Source organism: Pantoea sp. VS1 (genome assembly GCF_002207995.1).
GTDB lineage: Bacteria > Pseudomonadota > Gammaproteobacteria > Enterobacterales > Enterobacteriaceae > Pantoea > Pantoea dispersa.
Genome location: NZ_NHZE01000013.1, coordinates 85,729 through 99,840, shown reverse-complemented (window position 1 = coordinate 99,840; position 14,112 = coordinate 85,729). Strand labels below are relative to the sequence as shown.

Sequence of the window (14,112 nt, the reverse complement as noted above, 5' to 3'; positions counted from 1 at the left end):
CAAAACGCACCGGTAACCGCTCAGGTCATGATAGTGGATGCGCTGCATAATCACGATCATCGGCGTGGTTTCAATCGCCAGGCGTGATTTGATGGTTTCGTTGAAGCGATTCTTAACTCCATCGCGCACCGTTTTGCTGTACGCGTCGTCAGGCTTAACCGGGTCATCAATAATCAGTGCACCCTGCCAGCCAGGCTCCATATGGACGGCACGAAAACCCGTAACCTGACCAGCAGCTGATGCTGCATACCCCCCGCCACCGAATTCGTTCCACCACATCGCCTTGCTGTCAGCGTCATCACGTAGCTCCATCGGCCAAATGCTCTGATATGATTTCGACTTAATCATGCCTCGGGCAGTTGATGAGTTCAGCAGTGCAAGGTTGTGCGAGTATGAAAGATGCATGAAGCGCGCGCGGTTGTTTAACGCCAGCCCCCGCCCCATCATGTTGATTGTTGCCAGTTCAGTTTTGGTGTAGCCAGGCGGAACGTTGATAATCAGCCGGTTAATCTCGACAGCGATAACGCGATCTAGCGTCTGCTGTATGACTTTGTGGTGCGGCGCGACAATCATCTTGCCGCCGGTGCGTTGCTTAAAGAAGTATCTGGCGTAATACAGCCCATCCTCTTCACACTCTAAGCGGCGTGCATGGTTCTTCTGCTCAGCAGTCGTCATCCTCAAGCATCTCCCGCCGCGCAGCTTTGTATTCGTCTTTGGTCAGCGTGGCAACCTCAATCGGGCCGCCATTCTTGCCAGTGTGCTCGTGTGCTGCCTGCTCTTTAAACGCCATGACGGTGACATGCTTGCCAAGCAGTTCGAGGTTCTTGACCTTGTCATGCCATTTAATTTTTTTTCAGCAACCCGGCAGCATCGCCAGCCATCTCGGTGACGTCCATACCAGAGAGTGAGGTGCGCCAAACTTTGGGCCACTGAGCGATCGGCTTTAGTTCGTCGTTAGCGAGGAGAATGTCGAGCACGTCCATTTCGTCGATTTCTATGAGCCGCCTCAACACATAAGCAGCGTCAACATTAACCTTCTCGTTGCGCTCGGATTTAAGTTCGGCGATTCTGTTTTGAATGTCAGGTTTCGTTAGGTTTTCGCAACCTGATGTGCGGACAGTCTTTTCGCTGTACCCCGCTCGAATGGCCGCTTGCGTGGCGTTCAAATCGATGAGGTACTCGCGACAGAACATCTCTTGTTTGTCAGTGAGTGCCATTTTTTATCACAAGGAAGGATTGAAGGATGAATTCAAAACAAATCTCGTACAAAGTCAAAGGTCATGATAATGAGACTTTCATATTTTTAGACCGCCATGATGATGGCAGTTACTCCGTTCGAACTGGTCGTTCTATCCCTGTTAGCCACTTTAAATGGGAAGAGGAAACAATCACTCAATCAGTAGAAGAATTTCTTGCTAGCGAGCCTAATTACAGTGAAAAGGTTCAGCAATTAATATCTGAGTTCGAAAGCGAGAATACTTAGTAAGCAGGGCACTAGCTGGTCGCCACTTATATCCATTACTCGGTTTTTTGGATTCCACCGACGCGTACTCCATCTTAAGCACGTCTCCGGCGCGAGGTATACCCACGCGCCATCTTCCCGAGCTATGCCGATAAAGCCATTAACCACTTCGGGCTGTGAGCGGTTCATCAGGCCTTCATGCGTATCACCAGATTTGGTGGTTATTGTGATGTGGTAGGTGTCGGACATTGAGAGCCTCTTTATTCTCCGGATATATATTGCCATCAAAATGAGACAGTCCATGGTGATGGCAAAAATATGTTAACTTTGGCAAAGCCAAGGAGGCGGTATGTTTTCTTTTCTCACCACATTCAAGCGACTAATCACTAACCAGCAAAAACAACAAGACTCCAAGCCAGAACATTCAACAGAAGAACTTCTTGAATGGGCAAGAAGCTGTATGCTCGATGGCCTACCTGATAATTTTTTTCAGGCTAGGCTTTTGTGTGTCCGGGAACCTAATCCCACTAATCCAGATGGTTGGATAGTCAGTGTGAATCACGATGTGATGCTTAGTGCTGACTCAGAATATGAACGGTTTCAACCTGCTGATGACCTTTATCCTACGCAGTGCGTAGAAATGCTGCTTGATGGCAAGGAATGGCATAGCGCCTGTATTGTGTTCAACCAAGAAAAGACATCATTCCTATGGGAGTGAATATTTCCGAATCCAATTTGTGATGGCAATAAAAAACCGCCCAAAGGCGGCTCGATTCATATTAACTTCAGCAATTCTTGATACTGACCAGGCGTTAAGCATCTTACTTTGAGCCTGTTTGTCGATTTGACCCTGCCCCGAAGTCCTGCTCCATTTAGAAACAGAATTCCGGCATGATTGACCCTGACCCCGAATATGATCCATGCTTAATCAGGAATAACCGGCTTCAGGTTGGTAGCTTATTTTGGCAACCGGCAGATTTTTCGGCGAATTCGGACGGGGTCATCCAGCCCAGTGCAGAATGGGGACGACTCTGTTTATAGTGTATGCGTCAGGCCCCGATTTTGCACCGGGCATCCTCCATGCACATAAACCCGTTTTCGTTCAGACACTCCTGACGCAGCCTGCCGTTGAATGATCCCACCGTGGCATTATCTGTGGGCGTGCCTGGCCGTGAAAAGTCAATCCGGATATCACGTTCGTATACCCACCTGTCCAGCACTTTTCCCGCAAATTCAGAGCCATTATCTGTTTTCAGTAGCTGCGGTAACGGGCGTCTCAACGTGATGATGTCCAGCATCTCTGCCACTTCTGAACATCGCAGGTTCTGACCCACGCAGATCCCCGGACATTCGCGCGTACAGAGATCGATTACCGTCAGCAGGCGAAGCCGGCGACCGTCAGACAGCGCATCGGAGACAAAATCCATCCCCCATACGTGACCGGGATACAGCCCCTGCGGCTGGGATTGACGTTTCAGCGCAGATTTATTGCGGCGGGGGCGTTTCAGCCGCAGCGATAATCCCTGCTCGCGGTAAAGCCGGTAAATGCGCTTGTGATTATCGCGCCAGCCTTCCCGTTTCAGCATAACGTGCACCCTGCGGTAGCCATAGTGGACGCGGGTTTCGGTTATCTCCCTGATGCACAGTCTCAGCGCGCTGTCGTCTGCCGCAACGGAGCGGTACCGGAACGAACTGCGGCTGATCTTCAGCGCGAAGCAAACCTGTCTTTCACTGGCAACGTAGCGGGTCTGTAAGTCCCTGACCTACTCGCGCAGGCGTGCCAGCGTCAGCTCTTTTTTGCCAGAACGTCCTGCAGCATGGCTTTGCCGGGGCTCAGATCGGCAACCAGCTTCTTCAGGCGAAGGTTTTCCTCTTCAGGCTGCCGCATATGTTTCAGTTCTGGAGGAGGAATCCCGCCGTACTTTTTGCGCAAGGTGTAGAACGTGGCATCAGAAATGTCCAGCCTGCGGCAGACTTCCGGTACGGACGTACCCGGCTCAGCCTGCTTCAGGGCAAAGACAATCTACTCTTCGGTGAATCGTGACTTTTTCATCGGCACAACCTCCGCTCAGGGGAGTAAATATCATGCCGGAATTCTGTTTCTGAATGGAGCAGGATTTCGGGGCAGGGTCAACCCTGAAGCTCCATACCCCTATCCCCATAAATAAGCATGGGGATAATCCTGAAGCGGATCTGGTGCAATAGGAAGCAGCAAACCCGCAGTTAATCAGCTTAAGAGTTTTTGCGCGACTCTGTGATGAAGGTGACGATCTGTGAGGATAAACTCTCACGAACTTTTGACGTTGTCTGATCCCTAATTTTTATAATAGCTTCTTTTTGTTGAGCATTTAAACCAGACCATTGTGCTTTATCAGGGCCTATTGAATCATGGTACTCAGAGAGCTCAGCGTTACATTTATCAAAAGCTTCATCAGTAATGATGCCAGCTGATTTGGTGGTTTCGACCTGGCTGTCTGCATATTGGGTTACGCACTCGCTTAGGTTTTTTGCAGCACTTTCTGTATCAGCATGTACCACGGAGCACACCAGCAATCCCATCACAGCTAAAGCTAATTTCATATCCCTATTCCCATAAGTAAAAGTGGGCAAATCTTAGCATGGAGTGGGTGCAAGGTGGTGCAAATACCCACATGAGTATGCCCAGGTGCAATAGGATAAAAGATTAAAATGATAGAGATGGCTTTTCTATGAGCCCTTCAGCGGATTTTTATTCCATCTTTTGGCTAACCATTCAAACTCTTGATAATAGCTGTTTCTGCCTTTCTTTTCCCTCAGTGCCTTGATAAATGGCTCCGAATATTCGAAATTCTGGACTATAGAGCTATAGAACACTTCTTTTATCATCTGCTCGTGATAGCTTCCATTTTTAATGCTTACAGCTAATCTTTCGTAAAAATTCAGACAGTATTGAATTTTAATCCGGTCTGCTTTTTCATCTTCCGTTAAATCTCCACTTTGTGGAAAAATGTAAGCTCGAAACGATTTCCCAGAATTATGAACCTGACTCAACGCATGCTGGCCTTCAAGATACTTGATGTCGTGTCGGCTTTCAGAAAAGAATACAGAGGTTTGACTCTTTTTTGCGGTTTTGATGTTGTATATGATGGTTGCGGTTGCTACAGCTAATCCGATTGAGACAGCTACGGATGATATTATCTGAGCAACTGCAATCGCATACTGCCAATTCTCACTTAACGGCATAGGACTATCCTTGTTAAAACGGGGCCAAGAGCCCCGTTATCGCAACAATGATGGCTTTTAGAAGCCTTCGAACTCGTCAAATTTTCTCATAATATAGATACTCCTCAATTGTCGTTGCAGTAGCCATTGACGGTTACGTCAGACAGCATAAGTGTATTATCGCTGATAAATTAGTGCAACCACAAAATCCTGGTCAAAGTCAACACCCTAACTATACAGTTATCCATAGACATGGCTATGCAGCTTTAGCTCTTCTTGGCGCCTGCCTTTCAAGGAAGTCATCAGTAACGGCATCATACTCTTCTCATGTGAAGCCCTTCTGCTCAGGAAACTTCGCCGCCAGCAGCATCTGAAACTCCGTCATTGTCAGTCGCTCAGCCTCTTCCTTGCTCATGCCGAGGTGAGTACGCGCTGCGTTGATGTACTCGGATGCGTTGAATTCAGATGACGACTGGCCGGCCTCATGGCGCTGAAATTTCCTTACCTTCGCCTTACCGATAATTCCATGCTGGATGAGTGACTGCGCGATCAGCACCATATCACTGACCGGCATCAAGCCTTTCCAGTAGACGAATAGCCACTTGCCGGTATTCCCCGGTCTTAACTCGCCAATCAGGGTGCTGATATCTTCATCGCAGCACGCCGCCAGCACATTCATAGCCGCGTATACAGCGTACTTACTGGACTGCGGGCGGCTCAGACAGCTCACCAGCCAAGCCGGAATACCGCCAAAAGCAGCGACAGACCGCCTTACCAGTGATGATTGTTCATCACTGTGAAGGTCGTAGAATGACTGAACTATCTCCTGCGGGTTGCCGATTCGCATCATGTTTTCGAATGATGGCCTGAAGAAATAGTCATCCTCGCCTACTGTAATCAGGCATTCGCCTATTTCCTTTGCCGGAGCCATAGTTTCTCCAGAATCATTAAAAAGGGCAGTCGCAACCGCCCTTTTTAATGGTTACGAACCCGTAACTGTAACTGCGCAGGTAGCGGTGTATCCGCCATCAGTCGAAGTGAAGGTGATAGTCGCGGTGCCTGCGCCCACGGCAGTAACCAAACCAGTGCTGCTTACCGTTGCCTTCATTGCGTCTGAAGTCGTCCATGTCCCGGTGCGATCGCGGCTGCACCGCGCCGTCAGTTGGCGGGTTGCGTTCACAGCAAGACTTGCCGTTGCTGGAGTTACGGTCACACCGGTTGCCGGCACGGTCTCGTCAGTGTCGATAACCTAAATTGAACTGGCGTCACCCACTTTGAACTCAGTAGTTAGCGACATGATGTCATTTGTGCCACCATCTGAGCTCAGCGCAGTGATGTTCATGTAGCCGATAAAGGTGATCGGGCCATATTCCATACGAACCCATATGCCGTGACCCGGTCCGCGCGATAGGCACGTCTTTGCATAGCAGAGAGCCATCGGCCATCTCATATCGAGTGTTGCCGATGCGGGTGGTGAAGAAATATTGCATTGCACCACCTGTTGCAGGCATAAAAAAAACCTGCCTAAGCAGGGTTCTCAGTGTGAACTCCATAAATCAGGGAAATTCCGATTTTGCAGAGTATCACCATGAGCAACGCTACCATGCCATTCAAACTGGCTAATGGTTTTCATAGCAGCTTTTTTGATTTCATCTTCTATGGGGCTGAATTCTTCGACTTCATCAGTAAACTCAAATTGGCAGAGGTCAGCATTTGAATCGTAGAAAACAGATTTAACGTATCGTTGTAAACCAGCCTTTGCCAGCTCATCGGCAAATAAAAGCATCTCTGCCAACTCCCATGCCTTACTGTGCCTTGAGTCTAGGCTTATGCCGAAAGCTAAGCAATTGCCCGGATTTATCTGCCCTTTATCAGGATAACTCTTCGGATGCATCACGTTGTCCATTGGTTGTGAAGAAATCTATTAATTAACAACGTTAAAGCATGCGACTTTATCAATCAATCTTCCGTCACTACAACCTTGTAGAAGCAGCGCAATTAGGAAACTGGCCAGCATGGCCGGTCATGCCATCCAGCTTGGGCGGCTTTGACCAGTCGACATACGCTGAAGCGCTTGCCGGACACCATCGCTTCAATCGCCTGATAATGAATGTCGTAAACGTGATCGGCAGCCTGCAGGGGAGCGATTTGAACAGTTTTACCTGCTCGTCGATGATGCTGCGGATTACCGCGCCGGTGCTGGAATCCATAAGGTCGCGTAGGCCGGCAGATATACGCTCCGACCGGTCACGCCACATGGCGTCATCCGAAATAACCAGCGTGTCGATGAGTCGCTTCGATAACGCTTCAGACCATGGCTCTATCAGGTCGGCATAGCGCTCCAGCCTGTCTATGATGTCCGTAACGCTATCGTTTGCCCCATCGTAAGAACCCTCGACTACGGCACCCGCTGCCTGCGCTATCTGTCATAGCTGTGTTCCGTGCTGTCTCTCGGCGCGCTTCTGGTTCGGAGGCTTCGACATTATCGAGGTCTTTCTTTGTCGGCGGCGGCAGGTCACTGGTATTGTCGATAACAAGGCATGGAAGATCGGGCTACAGCGCGCCGGTATTGATGACTTCAGATTTCACGACCTGAGGCATACGTGGGCAAGCTGGTTAATCCAGTCCGGCGTTCCCTTATCTGCATTGCAGGAAATGGGCGGATGGGAAAGCATCGAAATGGTTCGCAGGTATGCACACCTGGCACCGAATCACCTGACCGAACATGCGCGCAAAATTGACTCACTTTTAGGGGGTAACGACACAAATACGACACAAGGAGAAAATCAGGTAGGGTTGAAGCTTGCGTAAGTCATTGAAAGTATTTGGCACGCCCTACAGGATTCGAACCTGTGACCTACGGCTTAGAAGGCCGGTGCTCTATCCAGCTGAGCTAAGGGCGCATAGAAGATGCGTCGGATTATACGTCGGCACGCTGGCGCGTCAACGTTTTTGCCGCCAACGGACGGCAGAGTGTCGAGGGAATGAACAATTCGCCTTAATGACGCTGACGCCACTCGCTCAGCGAGACCAGATTACTCACCTCCGCGGATTCCCCTTCCAGTTCAATCCCCTGCGGCGTAAAGCGCGCATTATACTGCTCGCGTAATGCATTCAGCTCCTGGCTGTCCGGCTCCAGCTGGCGCAGAAAGCCCAGCGCCAGCAACACCTGCTGACGTGAAATCAGAGCGGAGAACCCCGCCTTCGTCAGAATGTGATGCCAGCGCTGTGCGTTCTCATCGCTGCCATCAACAATCAGCACCTGCCAGATCAGCAGCACCGCCGCGCCATTATTGAGGTGCGCTTCGTTGTCGCCGCGAATGTAATCGGTGAACTCGTTTGCCGCCTCTTTGCCCATTTGCGCAAGCAGTGATTCAACATGCACCGGCGGCAGCTGCAGCCGCTTGCTGAGCGACTGCGCGGCGTGGCGCGAACCGGCGGTCAGCAGCTGAAATCCCACAACAAACACTATCGCCAGCGTGGCGAGCATCAACCAAATCATCACGTGTTCCACATCATTGCCTGGCGGGCATAATACGCGCTAAGCATGGCGCGCGCCACGGCGAAAAATCGGGAAACCGGTCGCGTAAACGAATCTGTGACTGACAGCCGCACGCGCTTCTGACAGAATAGGCGCCATCCCCGATTTAACTCTCTACAGATGGATTTCCTCTCTGATGGCAGCAAAAATTATTGACGGTAAAACGATTGCGCAGCAGGTGCGCCTTGAGGTTGCCGAAAAAGTGCAGCAGCGTCTCGCTGCCGGTAAACGCGCCCCTGGCCTGGCCGTGGTGCTGGTCGGTGAAAACCCGGCATCGCAGATCTATGTCGCTAACAAACGCCGCGCCTGCGAAGAGGTCGGTTTTGTCTCGCGCGCTTATAACCTGCCCGCCAACACCAGCGAAGCTGAACTGCTGGAGGTGATCGATGAGCTGAACAATGACGACGCTATCGATGGCATTCTGGTGCAGCTGCCGCTGCCGGCCGGGATCGATAATGTCAAAGTGCTGGAGCGCATCACGCCGGATAAAGACGTTGATGGCTTTCATCCTTATAACGTCGGTCGTTTGTGCCAGCGCGCCCCTAAGCTGCGTCCGTGTACGCCACGCGGCATCGTGACGCTGCTGGAGCGCTATAACATCGATACCTACGGCATGAACGCCGTGGTGGTTGGCGCATCGAACATTGTCGGTCGCCCGATGAGTATGGAGCTGCTGCTGGCCGGCTGCACCACCACCGTCACGCACCGTTTCACTAAAGATCTGCGCCATCACGTTGAGCATGCCGATCTGCTGGTAGTGGCAGTCGGTAAGCCGGGCTTTATCCCGGGCGACTGGATTAAACCAGGTGCGATTGTGATTGATGTCGGCATTAACCGGCTGGAAAGCGGCAAAGTGGTTGGTGATGTGGATTTTGCGTCAGCCTCTGAGCGCGCGGCTTACATCACGCCCGTACCGGGTGGCGTTGGCCCGATGACGGTCGCCACGCTGATTGAGAACACGCTGCTGGCGTGCGAGCAGTATCACGATGTGGAGCAGGCATAATGGCGAGTTTTTCACTGGGTAAACATGCGCACGTTGATTTGTGCGATCTGCTGAAGCTGGAAGGCTGGGTGGAGAGCGGCGCGCAGGCCAAAGCGGTGATCGACGAAGGCGAAGTGCGCGTTGATGGTGCTATTGAGACGCGTAAGCGCTGCAAGATTTTTCCCGGTCAGACGGTCGAGTTTGCCGGTCAGCGCGTAACGGTTGTGGCCTGATTTTACCAGGCAAATCCGGACCTGTAGCGGCGCAATTTATTGCGCAATGAATTGCGCCGCTACGATAAGTGCATCAGGTTAATTACCCATAACCAGTGGGTTAAAGTTAGCCGTATAAAAAAGGGCGAACCGCAGTTCGCCCTTTTTGTTATTTACGGCGCCAGCTTGACCCCTGCGGGCCATCTTCCACGATAACGCCCAGCTCGTTCAGCTTGTCACGTGCGATGTCCGCCTGCGCCCAGTCTTTCGCGGCGCGCGCATCGGCGCGGGTTTTCACCCAGTGTTCAATCTCCGCCACTTCATCGGCATTCACCTGTGCGCCACTCTGCAGGAACTGCTCCGGATCCTGCTGCAGAATGCCCAGCACATCGGCCAGCTGACGCAGTTTCGCGGCCAGCGCATCGGCGGCGGCTTTATCTTCACCCTTCAGGCGATTGACTTCACGCGCCATATCAAACAACACCGAGTAAGCTTCCGGCGTGTTGAAATCATCGTCCATGGCGGTACGGAAGCGGGCTTCAAACGCCTCACCGCCAGCCGGCGTCGCGCTGGCATCGGTATGGCGCAGCGCGGTGTAAAGGCGCTCCAGCGCCGCGCGTGCCTGATTCAGGTTATCTTCGCCATAGTTGAGCTGGCTGCGATAGTGGCCGGACATCAGGAAGTAGCGCACGGTTTCCGCATCGTAGTGCTGCAGCACATCGCGCACGGTAAAGAAGTTGCCGAGCGATTTCGACATCTTTTCCCGGTCAACCATCACCATGCCGGAGTGCATCCAGTAGTTCACGTATGGGCCATCGTGCGCACAGGTCGACTGCGCCACTTCGTTCTCATGGTGCGGGAACATCAGGTCTGAACCGCCACCGTGGATGTCGAAATGGGTGCCAAGCTGTTTGCAGTTCATCGCCGAGCACTCAATGTGCCAGCCCGGACGGCCATTGCCCCACGGTGAGTTCCACGCCGGCTCATCAGCCTTGGACATTTTCCACAGCACAAAGTCCATCGGGTTGCGCTTCACTTCCGCCACTTCCACGCGCGCGCCGGCCTGCAGCTGTTCGAGATCCTGACGCGACAGCGCGCCGTAATCTTTATCGCTCAGCACATCAAACATCACGTCGCCGTTATCCGCCACGTAGGCATGGCCGCGATCGATCAGCTTGCCGACCAGTTCGATGATCTCCGCGATGTGGCGCGTGGCGCGCGGCTCGAGATCCGGCGGCAGAATACCCAGCGCGGCAAAATCTTTGTGCATTTCGGCGATCATCCGGTTGGTCAGCGTTTCGATGCTTTCCCCGTTTTCGTTGGCACGTTTAATGATCTTGTCATCGATATCAGTGATATTACGCACGTATTTCAGCTTATAGCCCACGTAACGCAGGTAACGCGCGACCACGTCGAATGCCACAAAGGTACGCCCATGGCCGATATGACAGAGGTCGTAAACCGTGATTCCACACACGTACATACCGATTTCACCGGCATGAATGGGTTTAAATTCCTCTTTCTGGCGACTCAGGGTGTTATAGATCTTTAGCATTGAACGATTCCGTTGTTTACGTGTGCGGGATACGCCTTCTTGATGTAGCCGGTTATTGTGCCGTATTTTTCCGACTTGTGCATCGCTCGCTTCGCAACTGCCGTTGCCTTACTGACGCGTTATTGGAAATTGTGATATAAGAGGCGTCTACAAAAATGCCCCGCCGCCTTGCCGGTGCGGCAGTTGATACTGACGACAACCTCCACAGGACGAATATAATGGTCACTTTCCAGACGAACCATGGCGATATCGTAATCAAAACCTTCGATGACAAAGCGCCGGCTACCGTACAGAACTTCCTGGACTACTGCCGTGAAGGTTTCTACGACAACACCATTTTTCACCGCGTGATCAACGGTTTCATGATTCAGGGCGGCGGTTTCGAGCCGGGCATGAAGCAGAAAGCCACCAAAGCAGACATCCGCAACGAAGCCAACAACGGCCTGAAAAACACCAAAGGCACGCTGGCGATGGCGCGTACCCAGGCTCCTCACTCGGCTACCGCACAGTTCTTCATCAACGTTGCCGATAACGACTTCCTGAACTTCCGTGACGAAAGCCTGCAGGGCTGGGGTTACTGCGTGTTTGCTGAAGTGGTTGAAGGCATGGACGTGGTCGAAAAAATCAAAGCAGTGAAAACCGGCCGCAGCGGCATGCACCAGGACGTGCCGGTTGATGACGTGATCATCCAGAAAGTGACCGTCAGCGAGTAATGTCGCGCACGCTGTTTATCGCAGATTTACATCTGTGTCAGGAAGAACCGGCAATCACTGCCGGTTTTCTGCATTTTTTGCAGGGGGAAGCGCAGCAGTGTGATGCGCTTTACATCCTTGGCGATCTGTTTGAAGCCTGGATTGGCGATGACGATCCTAATCCGCTGCATCAGCAGATCGCCGAAGCCCTGCGTGCCCTGCCGGTGCCCAAATTCTTCATTCACGGCAATCGCGACTTCCTGTTAGGTCAACAGTTTGCCCGCGCCAGCGGCATGACGCTGCTGCCCGAAGAGCAGGTGCTGGAGCGCTATGGTCAGCGCGTGCTGATGATGCACGGCGACACGCTGTGTACTGACGATCACGGTTATCAGCGTTTTCGCGCCAAAGTGCATCAGCGCTGGCTGCAGCGGCTGTTTCTCGCGCTGCCGTTGCGTCTGCGCATGCGCATTGCTGCGCGGATGCGGGCCGACAGTAAGCAGGCCAACCAGCACAAGTCACTGAGCATCATGGACGTCAATCCGCAGGCGGTAGCCGCGGCGATGACGCGCCAGCAGGTGCCGATCCTGATTCACGGCCACACCCATCGCCCGGCGATTCATCAGTTCGAGCTCGCCGGCACGCCAGCGCAACGCGCGGTGCTGGGCGCGTGGCATGAGCGCGGATCAATGATTCAGCTGGACGCACAGGGCGTGCAGTTGATCGAATTTCCTTTCTGATTGTTTGCGGCGGAAATGCCGGTTTTCCGCCTACGCAACCGTTTTCCTTGCCGCTGTCTCGTGCTATTCTCTGTGCCCTTCTTTACCTGCCCGCCCGGCCAGGTTCGTTTGATTATTCACAGGAGTTGACCGCATGTCATCCAACGCCGCCCCGGCCCGTATCGCCATCGTCATGGGTTCCAAAAGTGACTGGGCTACCATGCAGTTCGCCGAGGAAATCCTTAACAGCCTGGATGTCCCGTTCCACGTTGAAGTGGTCTCTGCGCACCGAACGCCAGATAAGCTGTTCAGCTTCGCAGAGCGCGCAGCCGACAACGGTTTTCAGGTGATCATCGCCGGTGCCGGTGGTGCGGCGCACCTGCCAGGCATGCTGGCGGCGAAAACCCTGCTGCCGGTGCTGGGCGTACCGGTACAGAGCGCAGCACTGAGCGGCGTGGATAGCCTCTACTCCATCGTACAGATGCCGCGCGGCATTCCGGTCGGTACGCTGGCCATCGGTAAAGCCGGTGCCGCCAACGCCGCACTGCTGGCAGCGCAGATCCTGGCGATTCACGATCGCGATCTGGCTGCACGCCTGGCCGCCTGGCGTCAGAGCCAGACCGATGAGGTGCTGAATAATCCGGATCCGCGGGAGGACGCATGAAGCCAGTTTGCGTACTCGGCAACGGTCAGCTGGGCCGCATGCTGCGCCAGGCCGGCGAACCGCTGGGCATCGCCGTGTATCCGGTCGGACTGGACGCGGAGCCGTCGGCACTGCCGATCGCGCAAAGCGTAATCACCGCGGAAATCGAGCGCTGGCCGGAAACCGCGCTGACGCGCGAGCTGGCTAACCATCCGGCGTTCGTCAATCGCGATATTTTTCCGCGCCTCGCCGATCGCCTGACGCAAAAGCAGCTGCTCGATCAGCTCAACCTGGCAACCGCGCCGTGGCAGTTGCTGGCCGATAAAAGCGAGTGGCCGGCGGTGTTTAGCACGCTGGGCGAGCTGGCGATCGTCAAGCGCCGCACCGGCGGCTACGACGGCCGCGGCCAGTGGCGCCTGCGCGCCGACGAAACCGCAACGCTGCCGGATGAGTGCTACGGCGAGTGCATCGTTGAGCAGGGTATTAACTTCAGCGGTGAAGTCTCGCTGGTGGGCGCGCGCGGGCACGATGGCCGCACGGTGTTTTATCCGCTGACGCACAACCTGCATCAGGACGGTATTCTGCGGACCAGCGTTGCCTTTCCACAGGCTGATGCCGCACAACAGCAGCAGGCGGAAGCGATGCTGAGCGCGATCATGCATGAGCTGAAATACGTGGGCGTGATGGCGATGGAGTGTTTCGTCACGCCGCAGGGCTTGCTGATCAATGAGCTGGCACCGCGCGTGCACAACAGCGGCCACTGGACGCAGAATGGCGCCTCTATCAGCCAGTTTGAACTGCACCTGCGTGCCGTGCTCGGTCTGCCGCTGCCGCAGCCGGTGATGTTTGCGCCGTCGGTGATGGTCAACCTGATTGGCACCGACCTCAATACCGACTGGCTGCAGCAGCCGCTGGTGCATCTGCACTGGTACGACAAAGAAGTCCGCGCCGGACGTAAGGTCGGGCACCTGAATCTGACCGACAGCGATCCGGCACGCCTCACCGCCGCACTCAATGCGCTGGTACCGCTGCTGCCTGACGCCTATGCGAGCGGCATCGCGTGGGCCGTGGCGAAGCTGTAGTTCCGCGGTGTTCCCCTCACCCTTGC

15 protein-coding genes, 1 tRNA gene and 6 pseudogenes are annotated in these 14,112 nt (G+C 53.7%); 10 read left to right on the top strand and 12 right to left on the bottom strand.

The window, feature by feature from the left end:
- Window positions 1-12 precede the first annotated feature (12 nt).
- Both CBW22_RS06430 and CBW22_RS06425 read right to left on the bottom strand, forming a co-directional pair.
- Window positions 13-675, bottom strand: a pseudogene (locus CBW22_RS06430) (DNA-packaging protein); the annotation flags it as partial.
- A pseudogene (locus CBW22_RS06425) lies at window positions 662-1,217 on the bottom strand (terminase small subunit). The pseudogenes CBW22_RS06430 and CBW22_RS06425, both read right to left, overlap by 14 nt.
- Before the next feature lie 26 nt (window positions 1,218-1,243).
- Between CBW22_RS06425 and CBW22_RS06420 the strand changes: the two are divergent.
- Together CBW22_RS06420 and CBW22_RS06415 are read left to right on the top strand one after the other, a co-directional pair.
- On the top strand, window positions 1,244-1,483 hold the full coding sequence (locus CBW22_RS06420) for a hypothetical protein (protein ID WP_088516269.1): 240 nt from the start codon (window positions 1,244-1,246) through the stop codon (window positions 1,481-1,483).
- A 328-nt stretch (window positions 1,484-1,811) separates the two neighbouring features.
- Window positions 1,812-2,180: a hypothetical protein gene (locus CBW22_RS06415; RefSeq protein ID WP_088516268.1), complete on the top strand. Its 369-nt coding sequence runs from the start codon at window positions 1,812-1,814 to the stop codon at window positions 2,178-2,180.
- Between the two features lie 226 nt (window positions 2,181-2,406).
- On the opposite strand, the pseudogene CBW22_RS26630 reads toward CBW22_RS06415, so the two are convergent.
- The 7 genes and pseudogenes from CBW22_RS26630 to CBW22_RS25965 form a co-directional block, all read right to left on the bottom strand.
- A pseudogene (locus CBW22_RS26630) lies at window positions 2,407-3,485 on the bottom strand (IS3 family transposase).
- Between the two features lie 209 nt (window positions 3,486-3,694).
- Window positions 3,695-4,042, bottom strand: a complete 348-nt coding sequence (locus CBW22_RS06400; protein WP_088516266.1) for a hypothetical protein — start codon at window positions 4,040-4,042, stop codon at window positions 3,695-3,697.
- 126 nt (window positions 4,043-4,168) lie between these two features.
- Window positions 4,169-4,684 carry a DUF4760 domain-containing protein gene (locus CBW22_RS06395; RefSeq protein WP_088516265.1) on the bottom strand — a complete coding sequence of 172 codons (516 nt, stop codon included), beginning with the start codon at window positions 4,682-4,684 and terminating at the stop codon, window positions 4,169-4,171.
- Window positions 4,685-4,919: 235 nt separating this feature from the next.
- A pseudogene (locus CBW22_RS06390) lies at window positions 4,920-5,594 on the bottom strand (DUF6246 family protein).
- A 51-nt stretch (window positions 5,595-5,645) separates the two neighbouring features.
- Window positions 5,646-5,876, bottom strand: coding sequence for an Ig-like domain-containing protein (locus tag CBW22_RS26625; RefSeq protein ID WP_254919477.1), 231 nt, complete (start codon window positions 5,874-5,876; stop codon window positions 5,646-5,648).
- A gap of 163 nt (window positions 5,877-6,039) precedes the next feature.
- Window positions 6,040-6,153: pseudogene (locus CBW22_RS26620) on the bottom strand (hypothetical protein); the annotation flags it as partial.
- A 47-nt stretch (window positions 6,154-6,200) separates the two neighbouring features.
- The gene (locus CBW22_RS25965) at window positions 6,201-6,557 is read right to left on the bottom strand and encodes a hypothetical protein (RefSeq protein ID WP_141097294.1); all 357 of its coding nucleotides are present in this window, start codon (window positions 6,555-6,557) and stop codon (window positions 6,201-6,203) included.
- Window positions 6,558-6,607: 50 nt separating this feature from the next.
- On the opposite strand from CBW22_RS25965, the gene CBW22_RS26265 reads away from it, so the two are divergent.
- Window positions 6,608-7,000 carry a hypothetical protein gene (locus CBW22_RS26265; RefSeq protein WP_176428090.1) on the top strand — a complete coding sequence of 131 codons (393 nt, stop codon included), beginning with the start codon at window positions 6,608-6,610 and terminating at the stop codon, window positions 6,998-7,000.
- Window positions 7,001-7,192: 192 nt separating this feature from the next.
- Window positions 7,193-7,474: pseudogene (locus CBW22_RS06375) on the top strand (site-specific integrase); the annotation flags it as partial.
- Window positions 7,475-7,489: 15 nt separating this feature from the next.
- Here CBW22_RS06375 and CBW22_RS06370 read toward each other — a convergent pair.
- Together CBW22_RS06370 and CBW22_RS06365 are read right to left on the bottom strand one after the other, a co-directional pair.
- Window positions 7,490-7,566 (bottom strand) — tRNA-Arg (locus CBW22_RS06370).
- 95 nt (window positions 7,567-7,661) lie between these two features.
- On the bottom strand, window positions 7,662-8,165 hold the full coding sequence (locus tag CBW22_RS06365) for a DUF1198 family protein (RefSeq protein WP_088516264.1): 504 nt from the start codon (window positions 8,163-8,165) through the stop codon (window positions 7,662-7,664).
- Window positions 8,166-8,340: 175 nt separating this feature from the next.
- Here CBW22_RS06365 and folD point away from each other — a divergent pair, with 175 nt between their 5' ends.
- Window positions 8,341-9,207 carry a bifunctional methylenetetrahydrofolate dehydrogenase/methenyltetrahydrofolate cyclohydrolase FolD gene (gene folD / locus CBW22_RS06360; protein ID WP_088516263.1) on the top strand — a complete coding sequence of 289 codons (867 nt, stop codon included), beginning with the start codon at window positions 8,341-8,343 and terminating at the stop codon, window positions 9,205-9,207.
- Entirely contained in the window at window positions 9,207-9,419 is a 213-nt protein-coding gene (gene ybcJ / locus CBW22_RS06355) for a ribosome-associated protein YbcJ (protein ID WP_010618497.1), read from the top strand. The genes folD and ybcJ overlap by 1 nt, the downstream gene beginning before the upstream one ends.
- Before the next feature lie 148 nt (window positions 9,420-9,567).
- Here ybcJ and cysS read toward each other — a convergent pair whose 3' ends face one another.
- Window positions 9,568-10,953, bottom strand: a complete 1,386-nt coding sequence (cysS, locus tag CBW22_RS06350) for a cysteine--tRNA ligase (protein ID WP_021508630.1) — start codon at window positions 10,951-10,953, stop codon at window positions 9,568-9,570.
- A 218-nt stretch (window positions 10,954-11,171) separates the two neighbouring features.
- On the opposite strand from cysS, the gene ppiB reads away from it, so the two are divergent.
- From ppiB to purK, 4 genes are all read left to right on the top strand, one after another.
- Window positions 11,172-11,666 carry a peptidylprolyl isomerase B gene (ppiB, locus tag CBW22_RS06345; protein ID WP_021508631.1) on the top strand — a complete coding sequence of 165 codons (495 nt, stop codon included), beginning with the start codon at window positions 11,172-11,174 and terminating at the stop codon, window positions 11,664-11,666.
- A complete protein-coding gene (locus CBW22_RS06340; protein ID WP_088516262.1) occupies window positions 11,666-12,382 on the top strand; it encodes a UDP-2,3-diacylglucosamine diphosphatase in 717 nt (238 codons plus the stop codon). The genes ppiB and CBW22_RS06340 overlap by 1 nt, the downstream gene beginning before the upstream one ends.
- A gap of 133 nt (window positions 12,383-12,515) precedes the next feature.
- On the top strand, window positions 12,516-13,025 hold the full coding sequence (gene purE / locus CBW22_RS06335; RefSeq protein ID WP_021508633.1) for a 5-(carboxyamino)imidazole ribonucleotide mutase: 510 nt from the start codon (window positions 12,516-12,518) through the stop codon (window positions 13,023-13,025).
- Window positions 13,022-14,086: a 5-(carboxyamino)imidazole ribonucleotide synthase gene (gene purK / locus CBW22_RS06330; protein WP_088516261.1), complete on the top strand. Its 1,065-nt coding sequence runs from the start codon at window positions 13,022-13,024 to the stop codon at window positions 14,084-14,086. Before purE ends, purK begins: the two co-directional genes overlap by 4 nt.
- Window positions 14,087-14,112: the final 26 nt, after the last annotated feature.

Excerpts from the sequence above, each read along its gene's own strand:
- CBW22_RS06395 (WP_088516265.1), bottom strand. The coding sequence starts at position 4,684 with ATGCCGTTAAGTGAGAATTGGCAGTATGCGATTGCAGTTGCTCAGATA.
- CBW22_RS06365 (WP_088516264.1), bottom strand. The coding sequence starts at position 8,165 with ATGATTTGGTTGATGCTCGCCACGCTGGCGATAGTGTTTGTTGTGGGA.
- purK (WP_088516261.1), top strand. The coding sequence starts at position 13,022 with ATGAAGCCAGTTTGCGTACTCGGCAACGGTCAGCTGGGCCGCATGCTG.
- folD (WP_088516263.1), top strand. The coding sequence starts at position 8,341 with ATGGCAGCAAAAATTATTGACGGTAAAACGATTGCGCAGCAGGTGCGC.
- cysS (WP_021508630.1), bottom strand. The coding sequence starts at position 10,953 with ATGCTAAAGATCTATAACACCCTGAGTCGCCAGAAAGAGGAATTTAAA.
- CBW22_RS25965 (WP_141097294.1), bottom strand. The coding sequence starts at position 6,557 with ATGCATCCGAAGAGTTATCCTGATAAAGGGCAGATAAATCCGGGCAAT.
- ybcJ (WP_010618497.1), top strand. The coding sequence starts at position 9,207 with ATGGCGAGTTTTTCACTGGGTAAACATGCGCACGTTGATTTGTGCGAT.
- CBW22_RS06420 (WP_088516269.1), top strand. The coding sequence starts at position 1,244 with ATGAATTCAAAACAAATCTCGTACAAAGTCAAAGGTCATGATAATGAG.
- purE (WP_021508633.1), top strand. The coding sequence starts at position 12,516 with ATGTCATCCAACGCCGCCCCGGCCCGTATCGCCATCGTCATGGGTTCC.
- CBW22_RS06415 (WP_088516268.1), top strand. The coding sequence starts at position 1,812 with ATGTTTTCTTTTCTCACCACATTCAAGCGACTAATCACTAACCAGCAA.
- ppiB (WP_021508631.1), top strand. The coding sequence starts at position 11,172 with ATGGTCACTTTCCAGACGAACCATGGCGATATCGTAATCAAAACCTTC.
- CBW22_RS06400 (WP_088516266.1), bottom strand. The coding sequence starts at position 4,042 with ATGAAATTAGCTTTAGCTGTGATGGGATTGCTGGTGTGCTCCGTGGTA.
- CBW22_RS26265 (WP_176428090.1), top strand. The coding sequence starts at position 6,608 with ATGCGACTTTATCAATCAATCTTCCGTCACTACAACCTTGTAGAAGCA.
- CBW22_RS06340 (WP_088516262.1), top strand. The coding sequence starts at position 11,666 with ATGTCGCGCACGCTGTTTATCGCAGATTTACATCTGTGTCAGGAAGAA.